Origin of the sequence: Paractinoplanes brasiliensis, from assembly GCF_004362215.1 — a bacterium.
Classification (GTDB): domain Bacteria; phylum Actinomycetota; class Actinomycetes; order Mycobacteriales; family Micromonosporaceae; genus Actinoplanes; species Actinoplanes brasiliensis.
In genome coordinates, this window is record NZ_SNWR01000001.1 from 1,282,055 (window position 1) to 1,305,370 (window position 23,316).

At 70.9% G+C, this 23,316-nt stretch carries 18 protein-coding genes; 12 read left to right on the plus strand and 6 right to left on the minus strand.

Features of this window, described 5'->3' with window-relative positions:
• Window positions 1–15: 15 nt before the first annotated feature.
• The 10 genes from C8E87_RS05370 (at window position 16) to C8E87_RS05415 (ending at window position 12,693) form a co-directional block, all read left to right on the plus strand.
• Window positions 16–2,814: a PQQ-dependent sugar dehydrogenase gene (locus C8E87_RS05370; protein WP_133872051.1), complete on the plus strand. Its 2,799-nt coding sequence runs from the start codon at window positions 16–18 to the stop codon at window positions 2,812–2,814.
• 71 nt (window positions 2,815–2,885) lie between these two features.
• The gene (locus C8E87_RS05375; RefSeq protein ID WP_133872052.1) at window positions 2,886–4,592 is read left to right on the plus strand and encodes a ThuA domain-containing protein; all 1,707 of its coding nucleotides are present in this window, start codon (window positions 2,886–2,888) and stop codon (window positions 4,590–4,592) included.
• 16 nt (window positions 4,593–4,608) lie between these two features.
• Window positions 4,609–5,745, plus strand: a complete 1,137-nt coding sequence (locus tag C8E87_RS05380) for an inositol-3-phosphate synthase (RefSeq protein ID WP_133872053.1) — start codon at window positions 4,609–4,611, stop codon at window positions 5,743–5,745.
• A 151-nt stretch (window positions 5,746–5,896) separates the two neighbouring features.
• Window positions 5,897–6,721 (plus strand): SCO3242 family prenyltransferase, encoded by an 825-nt coding sequence (locus C8E87_RS05385; RefSeq protein ID WP_369076864.1) that lies wholly within the window; start codon window positions 5,897–5,899, stop codon window positions 6,719–6,721.
• A gap of 208 nt (window positions 6,722–6,929) precedes the next feature.
• A complete protein-coding gene (locus tag C8E87_RS05390; protein WP_133872055.1) occupies window positions 6,930–7,748 on the plus strand; it encodes a sugar phosphate isomerase/epimerase family protein in 819 nt (272 codons plus the stop codon).
• A complete protein-coding gene (locus tag C8E87_RS05395) occupies window positions 7,745–8,317 on the plus strand; it encodes an EboA domain-containing protein (RefSeq protein WP_133872056.1) in 573 nt (190 codons plus the stop codon). The genes C8E87_RS05390 and C8E87_RS05395 overlap by 4 nt, the downstream gene beginning before the upstream one ends.
• Window positions 8,317–9,168: a TatD family hydrolase gene (locus tag C8E87_RS05400; RefSeq protein ID WP_133872057.1), complete on the plus strand. Its 852-nt coding sequence runs from the start codon at window positions 8,317–8,319 to the stop codon at window positions 9,166–9,168. Before C8E87_RS05395 ends, C8E87_RS05400 begins: the two co-directional genes overlap by 1 nt.
• Window positions 9,168–10,271 carry a metabolite traffic protein EboE gene (gene eboE, locus C8E87_RS05405; RefSeq protein ID WP_133872058.1) on the plus strand — a complete coding sequence of 368 codons (1,104 nt, stop codon included), beginning with the start codon at window positions 9,168–9,170 and terminating at the stop codon, window positions 10,269–10,271. The genes C8E87_RS05400 and eboE overlap by 1 nt, the downstream gene beginning before the upstream one ends.
• Window positions 10,268–11,626, plus strand: coding sequence for an alkaline phosphatase family protein (locus tag C8E87_RS05410; RefSeq protein ID WP_133872059.1), 1,359 nt, complete (start codon window positions 10,268–10,270; stop codon window positions 11,624–11,626). The genes eboE and C8E87_RS05410 overlap by 4 nt, the downstream gene beginning before the upstream one ends.
• A complete protein-coding gene (locus tag C8E87_RS05415; RefSeq protein WP_133872060.1) occupies window positions 11,623–12,693 on the plus strand; it encodes a polyprenyl synthetase family protein in 1,071 nt (356 codons plus the stop codon). Before C8E87_RS05410 ends, C8E87_RS05415 begins: the two co-directional genes overlap by 4 nt.
• 51 nt (window positions 12,694–12,744) lie before the next feature.
• Here the strand turns inward: C8E87_RS05415 and C8E87_RS05420 are convergent, their stop codons facing one another.
• The 5 genes from C8E87_RS05420 to C8E87_RS05440 form a co-directional block, all read right to left on the minus strand.
• Window positions 12,745–14,346 (minus strand): copper resistance CopC family protein, encoded by a 1,602-nt coding sequence (locus C8E87_RS05420; protein ID WP_133872061.1) that lies wholly within the window; start codon window positions 14,344–14,346, stop codon window positions 12,745–12,747.
• 50 nt (window positions 14,347–14,396) lie between these two features.
• On the minus strand, window positions 14,397–16,325 hold the full coding sequence (locus C8E87_RS05425) for a Xaa-Pro dipeptidyl-peptidase (RefSeq protein ID WP_133872062.1): 1,929 nt from the start codon (window positions 16,323–16,325) through the stop codon (window positions 14,397–14,399).
• Window positions 16,326–16,390: 65 nt separating this feature from the next.
• Window positions 16,391–17,215: an RpnC/YadD family protein gene (locus C8E87_RS05430; RefSeq protein WP_133872063.1), complete on the minus strand. Its 825-nt coding sequence runs from the start codon at window positions 17,213–17,215 to the stop codon at window positions 16,391–16,393.
• A 148-nt stretch (window positions 17,216–17,363) separates the two neighbouring features.
• Entirely contained in the window at window positions 17,364–18,812 is a 1,449-nt protein-coding gene (locus C8E87_RS05435) for an ATP-binding protein (protein WP_133872064.1), read from the minus strand.
• 86 nt (window positions 18,813–18,898) lie between these two features.
• On the minus strand, window positions 18,899–19,888 hold the full coding sequence (locus tag C8E87_RS05440) for a GGDEF domain-containing protein (RefSeq protein ID WP_133872065.1): 990 nt from the start codon (window positions 19,886–19,888) through the stop codon (window positions 18,899–18,901).
• A gap of 489 nt (window positions 19,889–20,377) precedes the next feature.
• Here C8E87_RS05440 and C8E87_RS05445 point away from each other — a divergent pair, with 489 nt between their 5' ends.
• Entirely contained in the window at window positions 20,378–20,941 is a 564-nt protein-coding gene (locus C8E87_RS05445) for a helix-turn-helix domain-containing protein (RefSeq protein WP_133872066.1), read from the plus strand.
• Between the two features lie 60 nt (window positions 20,942–21,001).
• A complete protein-coding gene (locus tag C8E87_RS05450) occupies window positions 21,002–22,657 on the plus strand; it encodes an MFS transporter (RefSeq protein WP_208116360.1) in 1,656 nt (551 codons plus the stop codon).
• On the opposite strand, the gene C8E87_RS05455 is transcribed toward C8E87_RS05450, so the two are convergent.
• Window positions 22,598–23,308 (minus strand): SDR family oxidoreductase, encoded by a 711-nt coding sequence (locus tag C8E87_RS05455; RefSeq protein WP_133872067.1) that lies wholly within the window; start codon window positions 23,306–23,308, stop codon window positions 22,598–22,600. The genes C8E87_RS05450 and C8E87_RS05455 overlap by 60 nt on opposite strands.
• Window positions 23,309–23,316 lie beyond the last annotated feature (8 nt).

The following is a 23,316-nucleotide window of genomic DNA, read 5'->3' on the forward strand; positions in this document are numbered from 1 at the left end:
CATCGATTAGTAACGATGGGTACGGCCGCGCTCCTGCTGTCCACAGTCCTCACGATCGCGGCCGCCCCGGCCTCCGCGGTCATCGACCCCGCCGACTTCCAGCAGGTCACCCTCGCCAAGGGCGTCGCCGAGACCGGCGAGCCGATGAGCCTCGCGGTGCTGCCCGACCGGTCGGTGCTGCACACCGCGCGTAACGGCACACTGCGGCGTACGGACGCGGCCGGCGCCACGGCCGTGATCGCGACGATCCCCGTCTACACCCACGACGAGGAGGGCCTGCAGGGCGTGGCGGTCGATCCCGGCTTCGCCACGAACCGGCACATCTACCTCTTCTACGCGCCGCCGCTGAACACCCCGGCCGGTGACGCCCCGGCCACCGGCACCGCCGCGACCTGGGCCACCTGGGCCGGGGTCAACCGGCTGTCCCGGTTCACCCTCAACGCCGACTTCACTGTCAACATGGGCAGCCAGGTGAACGTGCTCGACGTGCCGACCGACCGGGGCATGTGCTGCCACGTCGGCGGCGACATGGACTGGGACGCCGCCGGCAACCTCTACATCTCCACCGGCGACGACTCCAACCCGTTCGACTCGGCGGGGTACTCCCCGATCGACGAGCGCACGAACCGCAACCCGGTCTTCGACGCGCAGCGCAGTGCCGCCAACACCAACGACCTGCGCGGCAAGATCCTGAGGATCAAACCCAACGCCGACGGCACGTACGCGATCCCGGCGGGCAACCTGTTCGCGCCGGGCACCGCCGGCACCCGGCCCGAGATCTACGCGATGGGATTCCGCAACCCGTTCCGGATCAGCGTCGACAAGGCCACCGGCGTCGTCTACGCCGGCGACTACGGTCCCGACGCCGGCGTCTCGTCGTCCACCCGCGGGCCGTCCGGGCAGGTCGAGTTCAACCGGGTCACCGCGCCCGGCAACTACGGCTGGCCGTACTGCACCGGCACCAACACGACCGCCGAGACGTACAACGAATGGGACTTCGCGACCGGCGCGAGCGGCGCCAAGTACAACTGCTCGGGCGGGCCGGCGAACAACTCGTTCCGCAACACCGGCCAGTCCACACTGCCCGCCGCCAAACCCGCCTGGATCCGGTACGCCGGCGACGCGGGTTCGCCGCCCGAGTTCGGCGGGGGCTCCGAGTCGCCGATGGGCGGTCCCGTCTACCGCTACAGCGCGAGCAACCCGTCGGCCACGAAGTTCCCGCAGACCTTCGACGGGCAGTTCTTCGCCGGCGAGTTCGGCCGGGGCTGGATCAAGCCGACGGTGGTCAACGCCAACGGCACGTACGGGGCGATCGACACCTTCGGTTGGAACGGCAAGCAGGTCATGGACATGGCGTTCGGCCCCGACGGCGCGCTCTACGTCCTCGACTACGGCACCGGCTACTTCAACGGCGACGCCAACTCGGCGCTCTACCGCTACGACTACGTGGCCGGCGGCAACCGGGCGCCGACTGCGGTGGCGAGCGCGAACCCGACCTCCGGCGCCGCCCCGCTGACCGTCACGTTCTCGTCGGCGGGCAGCAGCGACCCCGAGGGCGGGACGCTCACCTACTCGTGGGCGTTCGGCGACGGCACCACGTCGACGGCGGCCAACCCGGCCAAGACGTACGCCGCCACCGGCACCTACACGGCGACCTTGACCGTACGGGATCCGCAGGGCGCCACCGGCACGTCGAGCGTGAGCATCAGCGTGGGCAACACCGCGCCGACGGTCACCATCGGCAGCCCGGCCGCGGGGCAACTGGTGTCGTTCGGCGACAGCATCCCGTGGAGCGTCACCGTCACCGACCCGGAGGACGGGGCGATCGACTGCACGAAGGTGACGATGGCCTACGTGCTCGGCCACGACCAGCACGCCCACCAGATCACCTCGCAGACGGGCTGCTCGGGCACCATCACCGTCCCCACCGACGGGGAGCACGACGACGCCGCGAACATCTTCCCGATCTTCGACGCGTCCTACACCGACAAGGGCGGGCTGACCACGCACGCCCAGAGCATCCTGGCGCCCCGCAAGCGGCAGGCCGAGCACTACAAGACGTCGCAGGGCGTGAACAAGATGTCCAAGACGTCGGCCGAGGGCGGGCAGACGGTCGGTGACATCCACAACGGCGACTGGATCCAGTTCGACCCGTACAGGCTCAGCAACGCCACCTCGTTCACGGCCCGGGTCTCCTCGGCCGGCATCGGGGGCACGCTCCAGGTCCGTACGGGGTCACCGACCGGAACGGTCATCGGCTCGGCCGCGGTGGCGTCGACCGGCTCATGGGACACGTTCGTCAACGTCACCGGGGCGATCGCCGGGGCGCCGGCGGGCACGACCTCGCTCTACCTGACCTTCGCCGGCGGGACCGGGAGCGCGCTGTTCGACGTGGACAGCTTCTCGTTCACCACCGGAACAGCGCAGAGCCTGCTCTCGCTCAACAAGACGGCCACCGCCTCCAGCGTCGAGAACGCCACGTTCCCGGCCTCGAACGCGGTGGACGCCTCCACCACCACCCGCTGGTCGAGCGCGCACAGCGACCCGCAGTGGATCCAGGTCGACCTCGGCTCGACGCGGACGGTGAGTCGCGTACGCCTGCAGTGGGAGGCCGCCTACGCCTCGGCGTACCAGATCCAGACGTCCACGAACGGGACTGCCTGGACCACCGTGCGCTCGGTGACCGGGGGCAACGGCGGCGAGGACGACAACACCGGGCTGAGCGCTCAAGCCCGGTACGTCCGCGTCAACGGCACCACCCGGGCCACCGTCTGGGGCTATTCGCTCTACAACTTCGAGGTGTACGGCAGCTGATCCTTCCTCATCGAGCGTGGGCGCCCGTCCCCCCAAGCGGGCGCCCACCTCCCCCGAAACAAGGAGGCTCCATGCGCAAACTCCTGGCCGGCGCGGCGACTGCGATCGCCCTGGCCGCTTGCACGTTCACGGCGACGTCCCCCGCCTCGGCGGCCGACACCCCGTACGACGTCCTGGTCTTCTCGAAAACCGCCGGCTTCCGGCACGACGCCATCCCCGTCGGCATCCAGACGATCCGCGACCTCGGGGCGGCCAACAACTTCACCGTCACCGCCACCGAGGACGCGGGCGCCTTCACCACCGGCAACCTGGCCCAGTACGAGGCGGTCGTCTTCCTCAACACCACCGGCGACGTCCTCAACGACACCCAGCAGACCGCCTTCGAGTCGTACGTGCGCGGCGGCGGCGGATACGTCGGGGTGCACGCCGCGGCCGACACCGAGTACGGCTGGCCCTTCTACGGGCAGCTGGTCGGGGCGTACTTCCACTCGCACCCGGCGATCCAGCAGGTCACCGCGCGGGTCGAGGACCGCGGGCACCCGAGCAGCGCCCACCTGCCGCAGGCGTGGACCCGTACGGACGAGCTCTACAACTACCAGAGCAACCCGCGCGCTTCCGCCCACGTGCTGGCCACGCTGGACGAGTCGACGTACTCGGGCGGCAACATGGGCGCCGACCACCCGATCGCCTGGTGCAAGACGGTCGACAACGGGCGCTCGTGGTACACGGGATTCGGGCACACGCAGGCCTCGTACTCCGAAACGAACTTCCGCACCCACCTGCTGGGCGGCCTGCGTTACGCGTCGAACCGGGCCAAGGCCGACTGCCGCCCCGAGACCGGGTACACCAAGCTCTACAACGGCAGCACCACCGGCTGGTCGCAGTCCGGGCCGGGCAGCTTCACCAACAGCGACGCCACGCTCAGCTCGACCGGCGGCATGGGGCTGTTCTGGTACTCGGCCAAGCAGTTCACGTCGTACTCGCTCAAGGCCGACTGGCGGCTCACCGGCGACAGCAACTCGGGCATCTTCGTCGGCTTCCCCAACCCCGGCAACGACCCGTGGGTGGCCGTCAACCAGGGCTACGAGGTGCAGATCGACGCCACCGACGCGGCCGACCGCACCACCGGCGCGATCTACACGTTCCAGTCCGCCGACCTGGCCGCCCGTGACGCCGCGCTCAACCCGGCCGGCGAGTGGAACGCGTACGAGCTGCTGGTCGAGGGGCAGCGCATCCGCGTCTACCTCAACGGCAAGCTGATCAACGACTTCACCAACACCGACCCGGCCCGCAACCTGGACGGCTACATCGGCATCCAGAACCACGGCGCCGCCGACCAGGCCGCGTTCCGCAACATCCGGATCAAGGAGCTGACCGGGCAGCCGCCCGTGACGAACCTGGCCCTGAACAAGACGGCCACCGCCTCCAGCGTCGAGAACGCGTCCTACCCGGCCTCCAACGCCGTCGACGCCTCCACCAGCACCCGCTGGTCGAGCGCGTTCAGCGACCCGCAGTGGATCCAGGTCGACCTGGGCGCGGTGGTCACCGTGAATCGCGTACGCCTGCAGTGGGAGGCCGCCTACGCCTCGGCGTACCAGATCCAGACGTCGGCGAACGGCACGACGTGGACCACCGCCCGGACGGTCACCGGGGCCAACGGCGGCGAGGACGACCACACCGGCCTGAACGCGTCCGCGCGATACGTCCGCGTCCACGGCACGCAACGCGCGACGCCCTGGGGTTACTCGCTTTACAACTTCGAGGTCTACGGCAACTGAAGTAAGGGGTTTTCGGATGACGACCGGCGTGTGGTTGATCGGAGCACGAGGATCTGTCGCGGTGACCGCCATGGTCGGGGCCACCGCACTACGCGCCGGGCTCGCCGAGCCCCTGGGGTGCGTCACCGAGCTGCCGGAGCTGGCGTCGCCGGCCCTTCCCGGGCTGGGCGAGCTGGTCTTCGGCGGCCACGACATCAGCGACATCACCCTGGAGAAGAAGGTCGAGAACCTGGTCGCCGCCGGAGTGCTGCCCGCACGTCCGGCGGCGGCCGTGGCCGACCAGCTCGACAGGCTGCAGTCCGAGCTGCGGCCGGTGCCGGTGGCCGGGAACCAGCTCGAACTGGCCCGGCTGGTGGCCCAGGACATCGACGACTTCCGGCGGCGGCGCGGACTGGAACGGGTCGTGGTGGTCAACGTGTCGTCGACCGAGCCGGCTGTCGCTTTCCACCCGTCGTTCGATCGCCTTGATGTGTTGCGGCGCGAGATGGCGGCGTCGCCGGTGCTGCCGCCGAGTTCGGTCTACGCGTACGCGGCGTTCAGCGCCGGGTGCGCCTATGTGGACTTCACGCCGTCGACCGGGGCGCGGCTGCCCGCGCTGGTGGAGCTCGCGGCCGCGGCGGGGCTGCCGTACGCGGGGCACGACGGCAAGACCGGTGAGACGCTGGTGAAGTCGGTGCTGGCGCCCATGTTCGCCATGCGGCACCTGCGTGTGCGCACGTGGGCCGGCACGAACCTGCTCGGCGGCGGCGACGGGGCGAACCTGGCCGACCCGGCCGCCCGGGCCGCCAAGTCGGGCAGCAAACAGCGGGTGCTGGCCGAGACGCTGGGCTACCAGCCGCAGGGCAGCAGCCACATCGAATACGTCGACGACATCGGCGACTTCAAGACCGCGTGGGACCTGATCACGTTCAGCGGCTTCCTCGGCACGCAGATGCGCATGGAGTTCTCGTGGCACGGCTGCGACTCGGCTCTGGCCGCGCCGCTGGTGCTCGACCTGGCCCGGCTGACCGCGGCCGCCCACGCCGCCGGGCGTTCCGGGCCGCTGACCGAGCTGGCGTTCTTCTTCAAGGACCCGCTCGGCGACGTGCCCCACGGCCTGGCCGAACAGTGGGGACGGCTGGCTGCCTTCGTCCGGAGCCTGTCGGATGTCTGAGACGACCCGCCCGGCATCCGCCAACGACTCCCCCCTCAATCACGTCCCGCAACCGAGCGTTTCCCGGGGTGGCGTACCGTCCAGCGACGCCTCCGCGGGCGGTGGCCGGGGAGGCAGAAACTCCAGAGGCGGGTGGCCACGGTGGCGGGATCTGGCCGAGCTCGTGCGGGCCCCGGCGGCGCTCTCCGTTCCCGGGGACACCATCGCGGGGGCGGCGGCGGCCGGTGGAGTGCGGCCCGCCACCCCGGTGCTCGCGGCCGCGTCTGTTTGTCTCTACTGGGGCGGGATGGCGGCCAACGACTGGGCCGACCGGGACGTCGACGCCCGCGAACGACCCCGACGGCCGATCCCGTCGGGGCGGGTGCGGCCGAAGCACGCGTTGCTCACCGCGGCAGGGCTGACGGTGGCCGGAATCGGGATCGCGGCGCTGAGCGGGGGCCGGAGGGCGGCGGCGGTCGCGGCGCCGCTGGCCGGGGCGGTCTGGGCCTATGACCTGTGGGCCAAGAACACCGCCGCCGGGCCCGCGTTCATGGCGGCCTGCCGAGGGCTCGACGTGCTGCTCGGTGCGAGCGGCGGGCGGATGCGGGACGCCGCCCCGGCCGCGCTGACCGTGGCGGCCCACACCTACACGGTCACGGCGCTGTCCCGTCGTGAGGTCGAGGGCGCGACACCGGCGCTGCCCCTCACCACGCTCGCGGGGACGGTGGCGCTGGCGGCCGCCACCGCCGGGCGGAAGCCCGGCCCGGCGGGGCTGCTCGCAGCCTGGTACGCCACCGGATACGGCGGCGCGCAAATCCGGGCGGCTGCCGAACCCACCCCGGGCCGGGTACGCGCCGCAGTCGGGGCGGGCATCACCGACCTGCCCACGTTGCAGGGCGCTTTGACCGCCAGAGCAGGCTCCCCCGCGTACGGGATCGGGCTGGCCCTTGTTGCCCCGCTCGCCCGCCGCCTGGCCCGGAAGGTGTCACCGACATGACGCCGGCCCATGGGTACAACCCGCATCAGCCACACCCCCACACGGCACGCGAACGCACAACCGACCGGCCGAGCGAACATCCCGGCATCGATGGGCGGCCGCTCTCCCCGCCCGCCGTGTCCCACCCGGCACGGGCCACCGGCTCGGCCACGCGCGTGGGATCCGGGGCACAACCGCGGCGGGCGGGCCTCGGCTGGAAGGAGCTGCGATGAAGTTCGGCTACGGGACCAACGGGTTCGGCAATCATCGGCTGCCGGAGGCGCTCCGGGTGATTGCCGAGCTCGGCTACGACGGGGTGGCGCTCACGCTCGACACCAATCACCTCGACCCTTTCGACGCGGATCTGGCCCGGCGGACCACGGTTGTCGCTGCCGATCTGCGAAAGCTCGGCCTCGAGGTGGTCATCGAGACGGGCGCGCGTTATCTGCTCGACCCATGGCGTAAGCACTCCCCCACGCTCATGGACGACAACCGGAAGCCGCGCCTCGAATACCTGCGACGGGCCGTACGAGTGGGGGCCGACCTGGGGGCGCAAGCCGTGTCGTTCTGGGCGGGCATCGGGGCGGCCGACCGCTGGGACAGGCTGGTCGACGGCACGGGGCAGATCGCCGAGTACGCCGCGAAAGCGGGAGTGACGCTGGGGTTCGAGCCGGAGCCGGGCATGCTCGTCAACGACATCGCGGACTGGCGACGGCTGTACGACGACCTCGGACGGCCGCACAACCTCGGCATCACCCTCGACATCGGACACTGCCGGTGCCTGGAACCGTTGCCGGTGGCGGACTGCGTGACGGCGGTGGCCGAGCATCTCGTCAACGTGCAGATCGACGACATGCGGCGCGGCACCCACGAGCACCTCGAATTCGGGACGGGTGAGATCGATTTCCCGCCGGTGCTGGCCGCGCTCGAGAAATCGTACGAGGGGCTTGTCTCCGTTGAACTGCCCCGGCATTCGCACGCGGCGCCGGCGGTCGCGGCGCAGTCGCTCGAATTCCTGCGGACCGCGCTCAAGGGGCAGCCGGCATGACCACAGTGGACGAGCTCCGGAGAGCGCTGGCAGACAAAGAGAAGCTGACGGACGACCTGCGGCGGGTGGCCGGCAAGCCGGAAACGGTGGCGGGACTGTTCCCGGCGGCCGGGCGGCGGTACGGCCGTGAGCCGCTGACCGACGGCTGGACGACCGACGAGGCGGCGCGGGCCCTGCTGCTGGCCGCGGCGCCGCCCGGGGAGATCCACGAGATCTACCGGTACGGGGACACGGCGGAGAAGCTGGCAGTGCTCAAGGCGCTGCCGTTGCTGCCGATCGGCGACACCGGCGTCCCGCTGCTCGAGGACGCGCTGCGCACCAACGACACCCGGCTCGTGGCGGCGGCCCTCGGCCCGTACTCCGATCGCCTCAGCCCGCAGATGTGGCGCCAGGCCGTGCTCAAGTGCGTGTTCATGGGGGTGCCGCTGAAGGTGGTGCATCGCCTGCACGAGCGCGCGGACGCCCGGCTCGATTCGATGCTGCGGGCTTTCGCCCAGGAACGCGAGGCCGCCGGCCGGGACGTGCCGCCCGACGCCCTGGCCCTGCTCGACCATCTCAAGGAGGCCTGATGCGCATCTTCGACCCGCACATCCACATGACGTCGCGCACCACCGACGACTATGCGCGCATGGCCGAGGCGGGCGTGCAGGCCGTGGTCGAGCCCGCCTTCTGGCTCGGGCAGCCGCGCACCAACCCGGGGTCGTTCACCGACTACTTCGACTCGATCATCGGGTGGGAGCCGTTCCGGGCGAGCCAGTTCGGCATCCGGCACCACGCCACGATCGCGCTGAACCCCAAGGAGGCAAACGATCCGCGCTGCCGGCCGGTGCTCGACCTGCTGCCGCGGTACCTGGCCAAGGACGGCGTGGTCGCGGTGGGCGAGATCGGGTACGACTCGATGACGCCGGCCGAGGACGAGGCGTTCGCGGCGCAGCTGGCCCTGGCCCTCGACCACGACCTGCCCGCGCTCGTGCACACCCCGCACCGGGACAAGGCCCGCGGCACGCAGCGCAGCCTCGACGTCATCAAGGAATCGGGCATCGACCCGGGCCGGGTGGTGCTCGACCACCTCAACGAGGTCACGGTCGCCGCGGCCAGGGACGCCGGGGTCTGGGCCGGGTTCTCGATCTATCCCGACACGAAGATGTCGCCGGAGCGGATGGTGGCGATTCTGCGCGAGTACGGGCCCGAACGGGTGCTGGTGAACTCGGCGGCCGACTGGGGGAAATCGGATCCGCTGCTCACCGCGGTGACCGCGGCCAAGATGCTCGCGAACGGTTTCAGCGAGGACGACGTCGATCGGGTGCTGTGGCGCAACCCGGTCGAGTTCTATGCGCAGTCGGGCCGGCTCGACCTGTCCGGCTCGGCCGGCGACTCCCCCACCTTCGCCGGCAACTCGATCCTGCGCGGGGGCAGCTGATGCATCTGAGCTACTGCACCAACGTGCACGCGGCCGAGACCCTGGACGGCGTCATCGGGCAGCTCGACACCTACGCGCTGCCGATCCGGCAGCGTCTCGGCAGCGACGTGCTGGGCCTGGGCCTGTGGCTGGCCGCGCCCGCTGCGGCTGGGCTCGCCGCCGATCCCGGGGCGAGGCGCCGGTTGCGCAGCGAACTGGACGCGCGCGGCCTCGAGGTGGTCACCCTCAACGGTTTCCCGTACGAGGCCTTCCAGGCGCCCGTGGTGAAACTGGGCGTCTACCACCCCGACTGGACGTCCCGCCGGCGGCTCGGCTACACGCTTCAGCTCGCGCGCGTTCTCGTCGACCTGATGCCGGACGAGGCCTCGTACGGGTCGGTGTCGTCACTGCCGATCGCGTGGCGCACGCCCTGGGACGGCACGCGCGCGTCGGCTGCGTACGGGCACCTGGACGAGCTGGCCCGTGGGCTGGCGCGGATCGAGACGGAGACCGGCCGCACGGTGAAGGTGGGGTTCGAACCCGAGCCGGGCTGCCTGATCGAGAACACGACTCAGGCGGCCGAGCTGCTGGCCGGCGTGGACACCGGGCGGCTGGGCGTCTGCCTCGACCTGGCCCATCTGGCAGTGGCGTGGGAGGAACCGGCCGAGGCCCTGCACCGGCTGCGGGCGGCGGGCGTGCCGGTGGTGAAGGTGCAGATGTCGGCGGCCCTGCAGGCGGACGACCCGATCGCGGCGGCCGGCGTGCTTCGGGCGTACGTGGAACCGCGTTTCCTGCATCAGACCCGCTCACGGGGCGGGGACGCGACCGACGACCTGGACACGGCTCTGGACGAGAAAACGCCGGGGCCGTGGCGAATTCACTACCACGTGCCGTTGCACGCGGAACCGGTCGCGCCGTTGACGTCGACAATTCCGGTGCTGCGGACGGCCGTACGGGAATTGCTCGCGACCTCGGACTGCGCGCATTACGACGTGGAGACGTACACGTGGGGGGTTCTGCCGGCGGAGCAGCGGCCCCGGGACGCGGGCGGGCTGGCCGACGGCATAGCGGCCGAACTGGCTTTCGCGAGGGATCTGCTGACGGCGGAAAGGGTGACTCGATGACCAAGCTGGTGGTGCTCGATGTGGTCGGGCTGACGCCGCGGTTGCTGGCGCACATGCCGAAACTGCGGGCCGTGGCCGAACGCGGGTTCCAGGCGCCGCTCGGCACTGTGCTGCCGGCCGTGACCTGTTCCGTGCAGTCGACGTTCCTCACCGGGGAAATGCCCTCGGGCCACGGGATCGTCGGCAACGGCTGGTATTTCCGCGACCTGGGCGAGGTGTTCCTCTGGCGGCAGCACAACGCGCTCGTCGGGGGCGAGAAACTGTGGGACGCGGCCCGCAGGCAAAGACCGGACTTCACGGTGGCCAACGTCTGCTGGTGGTACGCGATGGGCGCCCGGGTCGACTGGACCATCACACCCCGGCCCATTTATCGGGCCGACGGGCGCAAGGAGCCGGACTGCTACACGTATCCCCCGGAACTGCACGACGAACTGCCGCCGTTCCCGCTGTTCACCTATTGGGGGCCGAACGCGGGAATGCCGTCCACGCAGTGGATCGTGAACGCGGCGCTGCATCTGCTGACGACCCGGAATCCGGATCTGACGCTGGTCTACGTGCCGCATCTGGACTACGACCTGCAGCGGTTCGGGCCGTCCTCACCGCAGGCAGCGGCGGCCGCGGCGGCGCTCGACGACGTGCTGGCGCCGTTGCTGTCGGCGCCGGACACCACCGTGGTGGCGCTTTCCGAATACGGCATCACCGACGTCAGCAAGCCCGTCGACATCAACCGGACGTTGCGCGCCGAGGGGCTTCTCGAGGTCTACACGCAGGACGGCATGGAATACCTCGATCCTTGGATGTCGCGGGCCTTCGCCGTGGCCGATCATCAGGTGGCTCACGTCTATGTCCGGGATCCGGCGGACATCGCCGCGGTCGCCAAGGTGTGCGCTTCTTTGACCGGCGTGTCCGAAGTCCTCGACGATTCGGGCAAATCACGATATGGACTTGACCACGATCGGGCGGGCGAACTCGTGCTCGTGGCGGATTCGGACGCCTGGTTCACCTACTACTACTGGCTCGACGACGCGCGGGCGCCCGACTTCGCGCGCTGCGTCGAGATCCATCGCAAACCCGGTTACGACCCGGCCGAACTGTTCTTCGACCCGGCCGGTCCGGGAGCGGCCAAACGACGCGCGATCACGGCCGTGGCGCGCAAGAAACTGGGGCTGCGCTACCTGATGAACCCCGTCGGGCTCGACGCCGGGGCCCAGGCGATTCGCGGGTCGCACGGGCGGTTGCCCACCGGCGCCGAGGACGCCCCGGTGCTTTTGTGCTCAGACCCTTCCGCCGTACGGGAAAAGGTTTCCGCCACCGAGGTGAAAGGCCTGCTGCTCGGGTTGGCGGGGCTGTCATGACGCTCGAGGCGACACGGGCGCCCGCCACCGCCGAACTGCGGCAACGTTTCGACTCGGCGCTCGCGGAGTTCATCGACCGGCAGGACCCGTCGTGGCCGGACGGCGCCCCCCGCGGCGCCCTCGACTCGTTGCGGCGGTTCATCCTGGCCGGGGGCAAACGGATCCGGCCGACGTTCTGCTACTGGGGCTGGCGGGGCGGCGGGGGCGACGACTGCCCCGAGGTGGTCAACGCGGCGGCGGCGCTGGAACTGTTCCACGCGTTCGCGCTGATCCACGACGACATCATCGACGGCAGCGACCGGCGCCGCGGCCAGCCGTCGATGCACCGCTTCTTCGCCACCCTGCACGACCGGCACTCGTGGCGCGGCGACTCGCTGGCCTTCGGGCGCAACACCGCGCTGCTCTGCGGCGACCTGTGCGCGGCGTGGGCCGAGCAGATGTTCCACGAATGCGGGCTGCCGCCCAAGCAGATCCACCAGGGGTACGCGGCGTTCGCGCTGATGCGGACGGAGGTGATCGCCGGGCAGTACCTCGATCTCGTCTCCGGCGTCGGCGACGGCTCGGTGGCCAGCGCGCTGACGGTGATCCGGATGAAGGCCGCGCGGTACACGGTCACCCGCCCCCTGCAGATCGGGGCGTGGCTGGCCGGGGCGCCCCGGCCCCTGTACTCGGCGTTCGTCGACTTCGGCGACCCGCTGGGCGACGCGTTCCAGCTGCGCGACGACGTGCTGGGGGTCTTCGGCGACCCGACGGTGACCGGCAAGTCCACCCTGGACGACCTGCGCGAGGGCAAACCGACCGTGATGATGGCGCTGGCCCGCGACGCCGCCTCCCGGGCGCAGGCCGCTCAGCTGGCCACGCTGTTCGGCAACCCGGAACTGGACGCGGCCGGGGCCGAGGAGCTGCGGGCCATCATCGTCGAAACGGGCGCGCTGACCCGGATCGAGCAGATGATCCGCGTGCGCACCGAGGCCGCGCTCGCCGCCCTGGCCGTGGCGCCTCTGCCGTCCTTCGTCCGCGAGGCCTTGACCACCCAGGCCGCCGCCGCGGTCGACCGCGCCACCTGACCACTCGCCGGCGTCCGGTCCTGCCGTGACCGCGCGCCACCTGATCCGTTGTCAGGTCAGATCAAGGGTGAACTCGGCTCGGTGCACCTTGCCGTCGACCTGGAACTCCAGGAACGCCCGGTAACGGGCAGCGCCGGGCACGGAGACGGTGAAGCGGATCGCGCCGCCGGCCAGCTCCGGGTCGGGGTGCACGTGCGCGTAGCCCAGGTCGCCCTCGCGCAGGATCACCAGATGCCCGTACGCCCCCAGGTAACGCTCCAGGGCAGCCGGGCCGGGCGACGAGCGGGCGACCCGGAACAGCACGGGCACCGTGGCGCCGGGCTCGGGCTTGCCCTCGATCGAGACCAGGAACGGCTTGGCCTGCACGATCGCCTGCGGCGCGGGCAGCTCGGCGGCCGGCGCGTCACCGGGCACGACGTGGTCGACGCCGAGCACGAGCGGGGTGCTCGCCCCGTCCGCGGTGGCGAGGGTGAAGTCGGCGAAAATGCGGTAGGCGCCCGCCTCGGGCAGGGTCAGCGGCACCGACCACAGGCCGTCGGGCGTCATGGTGGGGTGCAGATGCTGGAAACCGGTCAGGCCCCGGCCGACGACCACCAGGTGCAGCGGCTTCTCGTGCACGACGGCGTACCGAGTGGCCGGTTGCCGGTCGGGCCCGACGATCCGGAAGGCGTAGTCGACTTTGCTGCCTCGGGGCTGGGTCCGGCGTACGGGCTGCATCGTGTAACCCTGGTCGCTGACGGTTGTGCCCAGCGCGCCGGCGCCGGCCGCTCCGCCGTCGCCGCCGTGCTGATGCCCGCTCGCCGCGGGTGGGATCGTCGTCGTGGTCGTCGCTGCCGTCCGCTCGGGTGCGGTGGCCCGGCCCAGCGCGTAGCCGCCGATCAGCGCCACCACGACACCCCCGACCGCGATCGGTGCGACCTGCAGCCGGAAACCCCGCCGTCGCCACATCGCGAGCCCGGCCGCCCCGAGCGCCAGCCCGCCGGCGCCGCCCAGCCAGGCCGGCCAGTTGATGCCCTCCGCCCCGGCGCCCGTCTTTTCCCCGGTGTCCGCGTTCTCCCCGGTGGCCGCCTTCTCCCCCGTGGTCGCCTTCTCGCCGGTGGCCGCCTTCTCGCCCGTGGCCGCCTTCTCGCCCGTGGCCGCTTTCTCCCCGGTCAGCGCCGGGTCGGCTTCCCCGGTCGGTGCGGCCCATCCGGCGGGGGCGGGCGTGACCGGACCGGTGTACTTGAAGGTGACGGTGCCGTGCACGGAATCCCCGTCGGAGGCCTTCGACAGGTAGTCCACCCTGTACTCGCCCGTGGTGGGCAGGTGCGCCACCCGCACGCGCGCCGGGAAGCCGGTCTTGTACTCCCGCGGCTCGAACTGCCCGCCCTCCATGAAGTACTCGGTGACCGGCTTGTCCAGCGGCCGCGGGCCGGCGTGCTCCCACCCGTTGTCGACCCGCCCGCCGCCGGGCGCGGTAACCGTGAAGTGCGCAAGATCCGGCACCTTCTCGGTGAAGTACAACTCGACGCTCGCCACCGGCGCGTCGACCGTCGCCCCGTTCGCCGGGTTGGACATCGCCAGCGTCCCGTGCGCCCGCGCCGGCGACGGCAGGGCGAACACCGCCGCCGCGAGGACACCCAGCGCGAGGACGCCACGACCCAGTGATCCCATCCGTCCATCCTGGAAGAAGCGCGACTTCCGGCCAAGGGATCGACAACTTTTTATTTTTGCGACCGAAGTCCCGTCCCGTCCGGCAGCAGCGGCCGGGACCTCGGCGGCGCCACCCGGTTCGGTGAGGCGGGCGTGGCGGCAACGACCGGCGCCGCCGCACCCGGCGTGGGCAGCCTGCCGATCAGGGGCAGGTTCAGCGCGCTGCCGCGCAGGTCGAGGTGAATCGTCGCGCCGGTCGACTGCGGGGTCGAGTACTCGTTGTCGCTCGCCTGCACGATCAGGCCCAGCACGTGCCCGGTGGCGATCCGCTGGTCGGTGGGCTGCAGGGGAACGGTCACCGAATACCACCGGCCGGGCCGCAGCGGCGTCACGAACCGCAGCGACACGTGATGGGCGGCGTCCTGCCAGCCGCGGGTCAGCACGGCGTGGCCGGCGGTGACCGTGCTCTCGGCGGTGTCGCGGTAACAGGCGTCGTCGGCCGCTGTCGAGGCGCCCCAGCACGACTCGGTGGCCAGCGTCGTGATGCCCTCACCCCGGCCCAGGTAGTTGACGCGGGTCGCGGTGCCGTAGTCGACCAGCCGGGCGGTCAGCTCCGTCGTGGGCTTGTCCACCTGCACCTTCAGGGTCACCGTGGGCGTTCCCGAGATGCGTACGGGCTCGGTGAGGGGCGCCGAGAGAAACGCGACCCTTCCCCGTACGGGGGCATTCGGGCTCGCGACAGCGGCCGCCTCGCTGAGGTCGGGGTTGTCGTCCCACGTACGGGAACCCGGGGTTGATCTGCCGCCCAGCGTGCCCGTCGCGCCGTTGCCGTCACCCAGCGCGACCCTCGTCGTCCGGGCCGCCGCCGCGGGCCAGTTCCGCTCGTGCGCCCAGGTCCCCGGCGCGGTCTCGATCGTCACCGCCGGCTCGCGCTCGACGCCGTTGCGCAGCCCCTGCAGCCAGCGGTCGAACCACCGGTGCAGCGTCCCCACCCACTCGGCCCGGCGGATGTCGAACGGATCGACGTGCCCCTGCTGCGGCAGCCAGAGCTTCTTGGGCGCACGCAGTCCCTCCCACCACCGCGCGAACTGGGTCGTGCTCACGTTGATGTCGTTCAGCCCGTGCGCGATCAGCACGCTGGCGCGCACCTTCCGGGCGTCCGGCCGGAAGTCCCGCTCGGCCCAGTACGCGTTGTAGTCGCCGGTGGCGTCGTCGCTGCCCTCGTCGAGCCCCTGCACAACCGCGTCGCAGACCCCGGCCGGGCGCCCGTTGACGACCCGGTGCAGGTACTCCGGGTAGTCCTCGATCCGCAGCACACCGTTGTAGCGCTGATAGTCGTACCAGCTGGAGATGGCCGAGATCGGCACGATCGTCTCCAGCCCCTCGACGCCGGTCGCCGCCACGCCGTTGGCCACCGACCCGTCCCACGACTTCCCGATCATGCCGGTCCTGCCGTTGGTCCAGCGCGTCGCCACGGCCGGCGTGCCATCCGCGTACGTGGCCTTCGCGCGCCCGTTGAGCCAGTCGACCACGGCTTTGGCGCTGAGCACCTCTTCGCGGCCGCCCACGTCCATGCATCCGGTGGAGCGCCCCGTGCCCGCGATGTCAGCCGAGACGAACGCGTACCCGCGCGGCACGAAGTAGTTGTCGTAGAACAGCGGCTGCTTGGTGATGACGCCGTTCGCGTCGTACTGCTTGAGCTCGCTCTCGTTGCCGCGCCCGCAACACGAGTAGTACGGCGAGGCCTCCAGAATGACCGGAACCTTGCCCTTCGCCCGGGGGCGCGTGATGTCGACGGCCACCTTGTCGGGCACGCCGTCCCGATCGTTGTCGAGCGTGGTCTGCACCCACACGCTCTCGCGAACCGCATCCTCGTACGAGTAAACAGGCACCGTCTGCCCACCCCGTACGTGGTCCTCCCCCGCCCACGCCGGCGCGGCGACCATCGAAGCCCCCACCCCAGCCACCACTGCGACAGCCAATACCCGCAACCCCACCATCAACGCATCGTAGTACGTCGATGCCTTCCGGGGTCAGCCGTCACGCCGCGGGTTCACACCGGGACCTAGGCGCGTAGTTCCTCCAGCGTCGCACCAGCGACGATGCGAGCAATGACGCTGTCACTGTCGCGCCCGGCCAGCCGCCACGCCAGCTCGTCCAAGTCGTCGAACTCGCCGTACTTGGCCCGCAGAAGCGACCGCATGATGTCCACGCGTTCCTTCTGGCGACCCTCCTGACGACCCTGCTCCCGGCCCTTCGCGAGGATCTCGCGGCCGACCTCGGACTGCTCGAGAACGTTGTTCATGCCTCTCCTCCGCAACGCTTCCAACACCTGAGCCGCCAGCGAACCTCCCGCCAGCATACCCAGCTCCACCAGCACCAACTGCTCCTCGAGCGTGGGGATCGCCGCGATCCGATCCACCACCCGCTCCACCACATCCACCGGCGGCTTCTGCGACCACAACGCCAACGGCGCCAACGGACCCGCCAGCAACACCCCGGGCTCCAAGTCATCGGGCACGTTCACCGACCGATAGTCCAGCTGCGCCCGATCACGCCGGAAACGCCCCGGATAACCCCCACCCAACGGCCACAACACCACCTGATGAATCCGATGCTCCGCCCGCCGATACCGCAACGCCAACGACGCCCAGTACGAGACCATCCGCTCCTGAAAATCCTCGGTCCGCTTGACCTGCACCTCAACGTGATAGATATCCGCCGGAACACCCTCACCCCGCCGGACCACAAACACCTTGTCCAGCTGAAGGCTGCGCTGCCGTGGCTGCTCAGTCGGCCCGTCCACCACCACCGTCCCGCCATCCACCCGGGCACCGCACAACTGCTGCAACGCCTCCCGCGGATGAGCCTCCAGCAACTTCTTGAACAACCCGTCAAAATCCCGGGCCGGCGCCGCGCTCCGAACCACCCTGATCCTCCCCCGTCGCCATCGACGCGAGGCAGTCTGCCCTGTCACACGACCACTAGTCAAGCGACCCGATGACGAACGCCTAGCAACGGCGTGACGGAGAGCGTTGTCAGACCGACCAGGCCCGGACGATGTCGCCGGGGCCCCAGATCAGATCGACGGCCCCGGCGGGAAGATCGACCCCGGAGCGGCTGACCACGACCAGTCCACCGACGCCCGGTTCGAAACCAGGAATCATCGGAACATCACGCCGCAGTTCGTCGAGGTGATGCCGGTCGAACGGGCCGTCCTGCCACTTGACCGAGCCCGCGAACGCGATCCGCGAGGCGACCGGGGCGCGGTCGGCTCCGACCAGGTCGATCTCCGAATTCGCCTGCCGGTTCCACCAGCCGCCGACTTCCCAGGTCTCGGTCCACGGCAGCGCACCGGCGCCGGCGGCGATGGCCAGCGCATCGCGGACGAGCGGCTCGACGGCGTGCCCGCGCCATGACGACCAACGCGCTTCGAGCACGCTGCGGGCGGCTGCCGTGCGGTCGCGCAGGATCAGCTGGTGCACATCGCGGAGGATGGCGAGGTAGAGCCGGAGGTTGCTGTCGGCGATCCGGTACTGAGCCAGCTTGCTCGGCTTGGTGGACAGCGGCTTGTCGACAGCGAGGATCTGCTTCTCGCCGACGAGCCGATGAAGCAACGGGGACAAGGTGCCGGAACTGACCGGCCCGGCCCGGTCACCGGCGGCCGCCGCGATGTTGCTGAACGTACGACTTCCGTTGCCGCCGACTGCTTCGAGAACGCGCCGAGCCGTGTCCGGGGCAGGGAACTCCGAGGCCAGCGACTGTTCGGGAACGGTGAACAAGGCCGAGGTCTTGTTGGCGATCTCCGATGTCAGGAACTCGACCGGAGACATCCCGGGGGTCCACTCCAAGCTGATGCCGGGCAGTCCACCGGTGATCAGGTGGGCGTCGATGGCTTCGGCACCGCTGAGCCCGGTCACGGCCGCGGTCTCAGCGAGGTTGAACGGGCCGAGGACCATGTTGGCGGCCCTGCCGTAGAACGGCCGGTCGTACTCGGTGAACCGTTGCATCATGTGCAGGTCACTGCCGAGCAGCAGCAGCAGAACGGGCTTGCGGGAGAGGATCCTGTCCCAGGCGACTTGCAGGTGCCCGTCGAAGGTCGGGTCCTGTTCCGACACCCACGGCAGCTCATCGAAGACGACGATGCTCGGCTCGTCGGGCAGCACGCCGGCGAGGACTCGCAGCATGTCGCCCCAACCGCTCGACGGCGGCAAGGACGGCAGGATCTCTCGGCTGGTCGAGGTCGGCACCGAGGAGTCCCGCAGCGCGCCGAGGAAATGACCGACCGATTCGGCACTCGACGCGCCTTTGACCGCAGTGTAGAAGCAATACGACAGATCCGCTCGATCGCACAGTTCCTGAACCAGTCGCGACTTCCCGACCTGGCGGCGCCCGCGGATCGCGACGGCACGGCCCTCCCCCGTACGCCGGACGCGCTCAAGCTCTTTGCCGAGCTGTTCGAGCTCGGCGCGACGGCCCACGAACATCGGCGCCTCCGAAGCTAGATGCAATCTTACTTCGGCTCAATCTAGCAAAGAGGCGCCCGCCAACGACCGAGCCACGTTGACCGCGTTCAGGCTGGGACGCGGGACGGGGCGGTGCGCTGGTCCATCTCCGCCGTGTACGTGACCTGGCGGCCCTTGCCCAGCCCTTTGGCCTCGTACATCGCGACGTCGGCCCGGCGCAGCAGCTCGTCGGTGGTGTCGCCGGGGCGGGCGGGGGCCAGGCCGATGCTGGACTCGACGACCAGTTCGTGGCCGCCCGCGTGCACCGACCGGCGCAGCTGGGACGCGATCGCGGCGAGCGTCCGGGTGGCGTCGCCGGGCAGCAGCAGCGCGTACTCGTCGCCGCCCTGGCGGGCCACCAGGCTTCCCGGGGGTAGCTGGGCCCGGATCGTGCCGGCCACGGCGACCAGCAGCTCGTCGCCGACCGCGTGGCCGAGGTCGTCGTTGATGGCCTTGAAGTCGTCGAGGTCGATCAGGGCGACGCTGACGCCGGACGGGTCCCCGGCCAGCGCCTCGGTGATCTCGCGGGCCAGCACCGTGCGGTTGGCCAGGCCGGTGAGCGCGTCGTTGCCGGCCTGGTGGGCCAGTTCGCGCTGCCGGGCGTCGAGGTCGTCGAGCAGGCGGGCGTTGTCGCGCAGGGCGATCAGCTGGCGGGTGGCGACCAGCAACGTGACGGTCACCGAGCCGATCGCGACCGCGAGCAGGTCGGCGGTGTGCCCGGCGGCGCTGCTGAGCAGCAGGCCCGCGGTGGCGAGCACGGCCGCGTACGGCATGGGACTGAGCCGCCGCATTGCCGGGCGCGGAAACGGCCGGGTGAGACGGCCGGCGCGCAGCTGCCGGTCGGCGGCCAGGCTGAGGCAGAAGCAGGTGGCCGGCAGCAGGACGTGCGTGGTGTTCAGGTGCGGCTTGGCTGCCAGCAGCGGGGCCAGCGAGCCACCGCCGGCCCCGATCGCGCCTGTAAGGGCCAGCAGGTGCAGGGCGCGCCGGTCGATCGGGCCGGTGCCGGTGAAGGCGACCTTGACGAAGGCCAGCACGCACAGGAAGCCGGCCGCGAGCACGATGAGGACCGAGAACGAGCCGGCGACGCTGCCGCCCAGCCAGCTCTCCCAGCGCCGGTACGCCAGGTGCCAGGTGCCAGTGCCAGGTGAACGTGAGCACGGTGACGATGTCGAGGCCGAAGCGGGTCCATTCGATGCCGCTGCGCCGGGCGCCCGGGATGCGCAGCAGGCCCGCCACGAAGACGATCAGCCCGCAGATGTAGATCGCGGCGGTGAGCCCGCTGATGTGCTGGCCGGCCTCGGCGCCGCTGAAGTAGTCCCACGCGTTGGAGGCCAGGGTGTGCGTCAGCCGGAACGGGGGCACCGTGTCCCCGCCGGCGGCGCTCGTCCTTCCCACTGCGTTCCCATCGGCTCGACACCGCCGCGGGCTGACTGCCCCCCGGGGCTATCCGGGGCACAGGGTACCGCCGTGATCGGATTGAGCAAAGGGCACGAACGTCGTAGGCCCGATCCTCCCCTTTGCGGAAACGGCAAGGTAGCATGCACTAAATGCAGGAGATTTCGGACGTCGTACGGCAGCGGATCCGTGGTCTGCGGCAGGCCCGCGGGTGGAGCCTCGACGCGCTGGCCGTCCGCTGTCACCTCAGCCCGTCCACGCTGAGCCGGATCGAGACCGGGCGCCGGCGCATCGACCTGGAGCAGCTGGTGGCGCTGGCCCGCGCCCTCGACACCACGATCGACCACCTGGTCGAGCCGGTCGACGACGCCGACGTCATCATCCGGCCGATGCAGCATCAGGAGCCGGGGCTGACGACGTGGGTGCTGTCGCGCGAGCCGGCCCGCAACAGCGGCAGCCACGTGGCGAAGATGCGGATCACGCCGGAACGCCGTACGGGACCGGAGTTTCAGGCCGTGCATCCGGGGCGGGAATGGTTCACCGTGATCAGCGGGACGGCCCTGCTCTTCCTCGGCGAGCGGCAGATCCCGGTCGCGGCGGGCAACGCGGCCGAGTTCTCCACGATGATTCCGCACTCGATCGGCGCGGTCGGTGGACCCGTCGAGATCCTCACGATCTTTGACCAGGAGGGCGAGCGGGCCCACGCCGCCCAGTAGGTTCTTGCCACTTCTGCAAGAGCTGATGCCGTCACCGCAAGCCCGGCCTACCGTTCGGGCATGACTGTCACCTCGCCCCCGTCCCCGACCGTCGACGATCCGCGCCGGCGCCGCGCGATCCTGATCGCCGTCTGCGTCGCACTCATGGCCGTCATCGCGTCGGTGTCCGGCCTCAACGTGGCCCAGCAGCAGATCGCCCTCGCGTTCGGGGCCTCCCAGAGCACCGTCCTGTGGATCATCAACGTCTACGCGCTCACGCTGGCCGCCCTGTTGCTGCCGCTGGGCGCGGTCGGCGACCGCTGGGGCCGCAAACCCGTCCTGCTGACCGGCCTGCTGATCTTCGGCGTCGCGAGCGCGGCCGCCGGGCTGGCCGGCTCGACCGAGGTGATGATCGCGGCCCGGCTGCTCAGCGGCGTCGGCGCCGCGATGATCATGCCGGTGACGCTGGCCGTGATCACCTCGACGTTCCCGGAGTCGGAACGGTCCCGCGCGATCGGCGTCTGGACCGGGGTGGCCGGCGGCGGTGGCCTGCTCGGCATGTACCTGTCGGCGATCCTGGTCGACGTGGCGAGCTGGCGCTGGCTGTTCGTGCTGCCGGTGGCGCTGGTGGTCGCGGCCGCCGTGCTCGCCGCGCGAGCGGTGCCCGACTCGCGCGAAGGGCACGGCTTCGACGTCGTCGGCTCGCTGGCGTCGCTGATCGCCGTGGTCGCGCTCATCTTCGTCCTGCACGAGGGCCCCGTACGGGGATGGACCGCCCCCGAAACCCTGATCAGCCTGGCCGTCGGCGTGGCCGCCACGACCGGTTTCGTCGGGTGGGAGCTGCGGCACCCGTCCCCGCTGCTCGACGTGCGCCTGTTCCGCGAGCGTGGCCTGGCGAGCGGGTCGGTGTCGCTGCTGACGGTCTTCGGGGTGCAGGCCGGCATCTTCGTGGTGCTGTTCCCCTACTTCCAGGCCGTGCTCGGCTGGTCCGGCCTGCGGTCGACGTTCGCGATGCTGCCGATGGCGCTGCTCATGATGGTCGCGTCCGGGCTCGCCCCGCGCCTGGCCGAGCGGGCCGGCGGACGCGCCACCATGGCCACCGGCATCGCGCTCGGCGGCGCGGGGCTGGCGTTGATGGCCCTGCTGGTCTCGGTCGACGGCGGTTACCTGTCGGTCCTGCCCGGCATGCTGGCGATGGGGCTGGGCATGGGCCTGTCGATGACCCCGTCGACCGAGGCGATCACCTCGTCGCTGCCCCGGTCCCGTCAGGGCGTGGCGTCGGCGCTCAACGACGTGACCCGCGAGTTCGGGACGGCGCTGGGTGTGGCCCTGCTCGGCGCGATCCTGTCGGCCGGGTACCGCAGCGCCGTCGACTCCCGTTTGCCGGGCGCTCCTGAGCCCGTACGGGGAAACATCGCCAACGCCGTCGGTGACGCGGACCTGGTCCGGGCCGCCCGGGAATCCTTCGTGGACGGCTGGCAACAGGCCATGTGGGCGGGCGTGGTCGTCATGGCACTGCTTTTCGTGTACGTGGTCGCGCGCGGCCCGGCCCCGTCCATCGCGCGCGGCCGGTCAGCCTCCGACACGCGCGGCCCGGCCCCGTCCATCGCGCGCGGCCGGTCAGCCTCCGACACGCGCGGCCCGGCCCCGTCCACGTCGCCGGGCGCGGCGCGTCTGTCAGGCGAAGAGCGACCCCGGGATGTCGGCGTAGAAGAGGGCGGGGTCGCGGGACAGTGACGCCTTCACGTTGGCGGTCGGCTTGTCGGCGACGACCTCGAGCTGCCCCGCCTCCAGACCGTCGAGGGCCTGGGCGACGACCTCGTGCGGCGGCAGCTTCGGGATGTCGAAACCGGCCATCATGTCGGTGTCCGCGATGGCGAGGGCGAGCGCGGTCACCTGGGTCTTCTGGTCGGCCAGCTCGAGCCGGACACCGTTGGTGAGTGACCACATCGCGGCCTTCGAGGCGGCGTAGCCGTTGCTGGCCGGGGCGAAGGCGTACCAGCTCAACGCCGAGATGACGTTGAGGATGGCGCCCCCGGCCAGCCTGGGCGCGAACGCCCGGGTGACGTTCAGCGTGCCCCAGAAGTTGGTGTCGAACTCCTTACGGACGTTCTCGACGTCGGGGCCGAGCAGGGGCGCGTCGGTCGAGATGCCGGCGTTGTTGACGAGGATGCCGAGCTCACCCACCTCGGCCGCCGCCGCCTCGATCGACGCCGGGTCGGTGATGTCGAGCCGGAGCGGGACGACACCGGGAATCTCGATGCTCTCGGGGCGGCGGGCCGTGGCGTAGACGGTGGTGGCGCCCCGGGCGACAAGGGCTTCCGCGAAGGCCTTGCCAAGACCACGGTTGGCGCCGGTGACGAGGGCTGTGCTGCCGTTGATCTGCATGCCGCCAC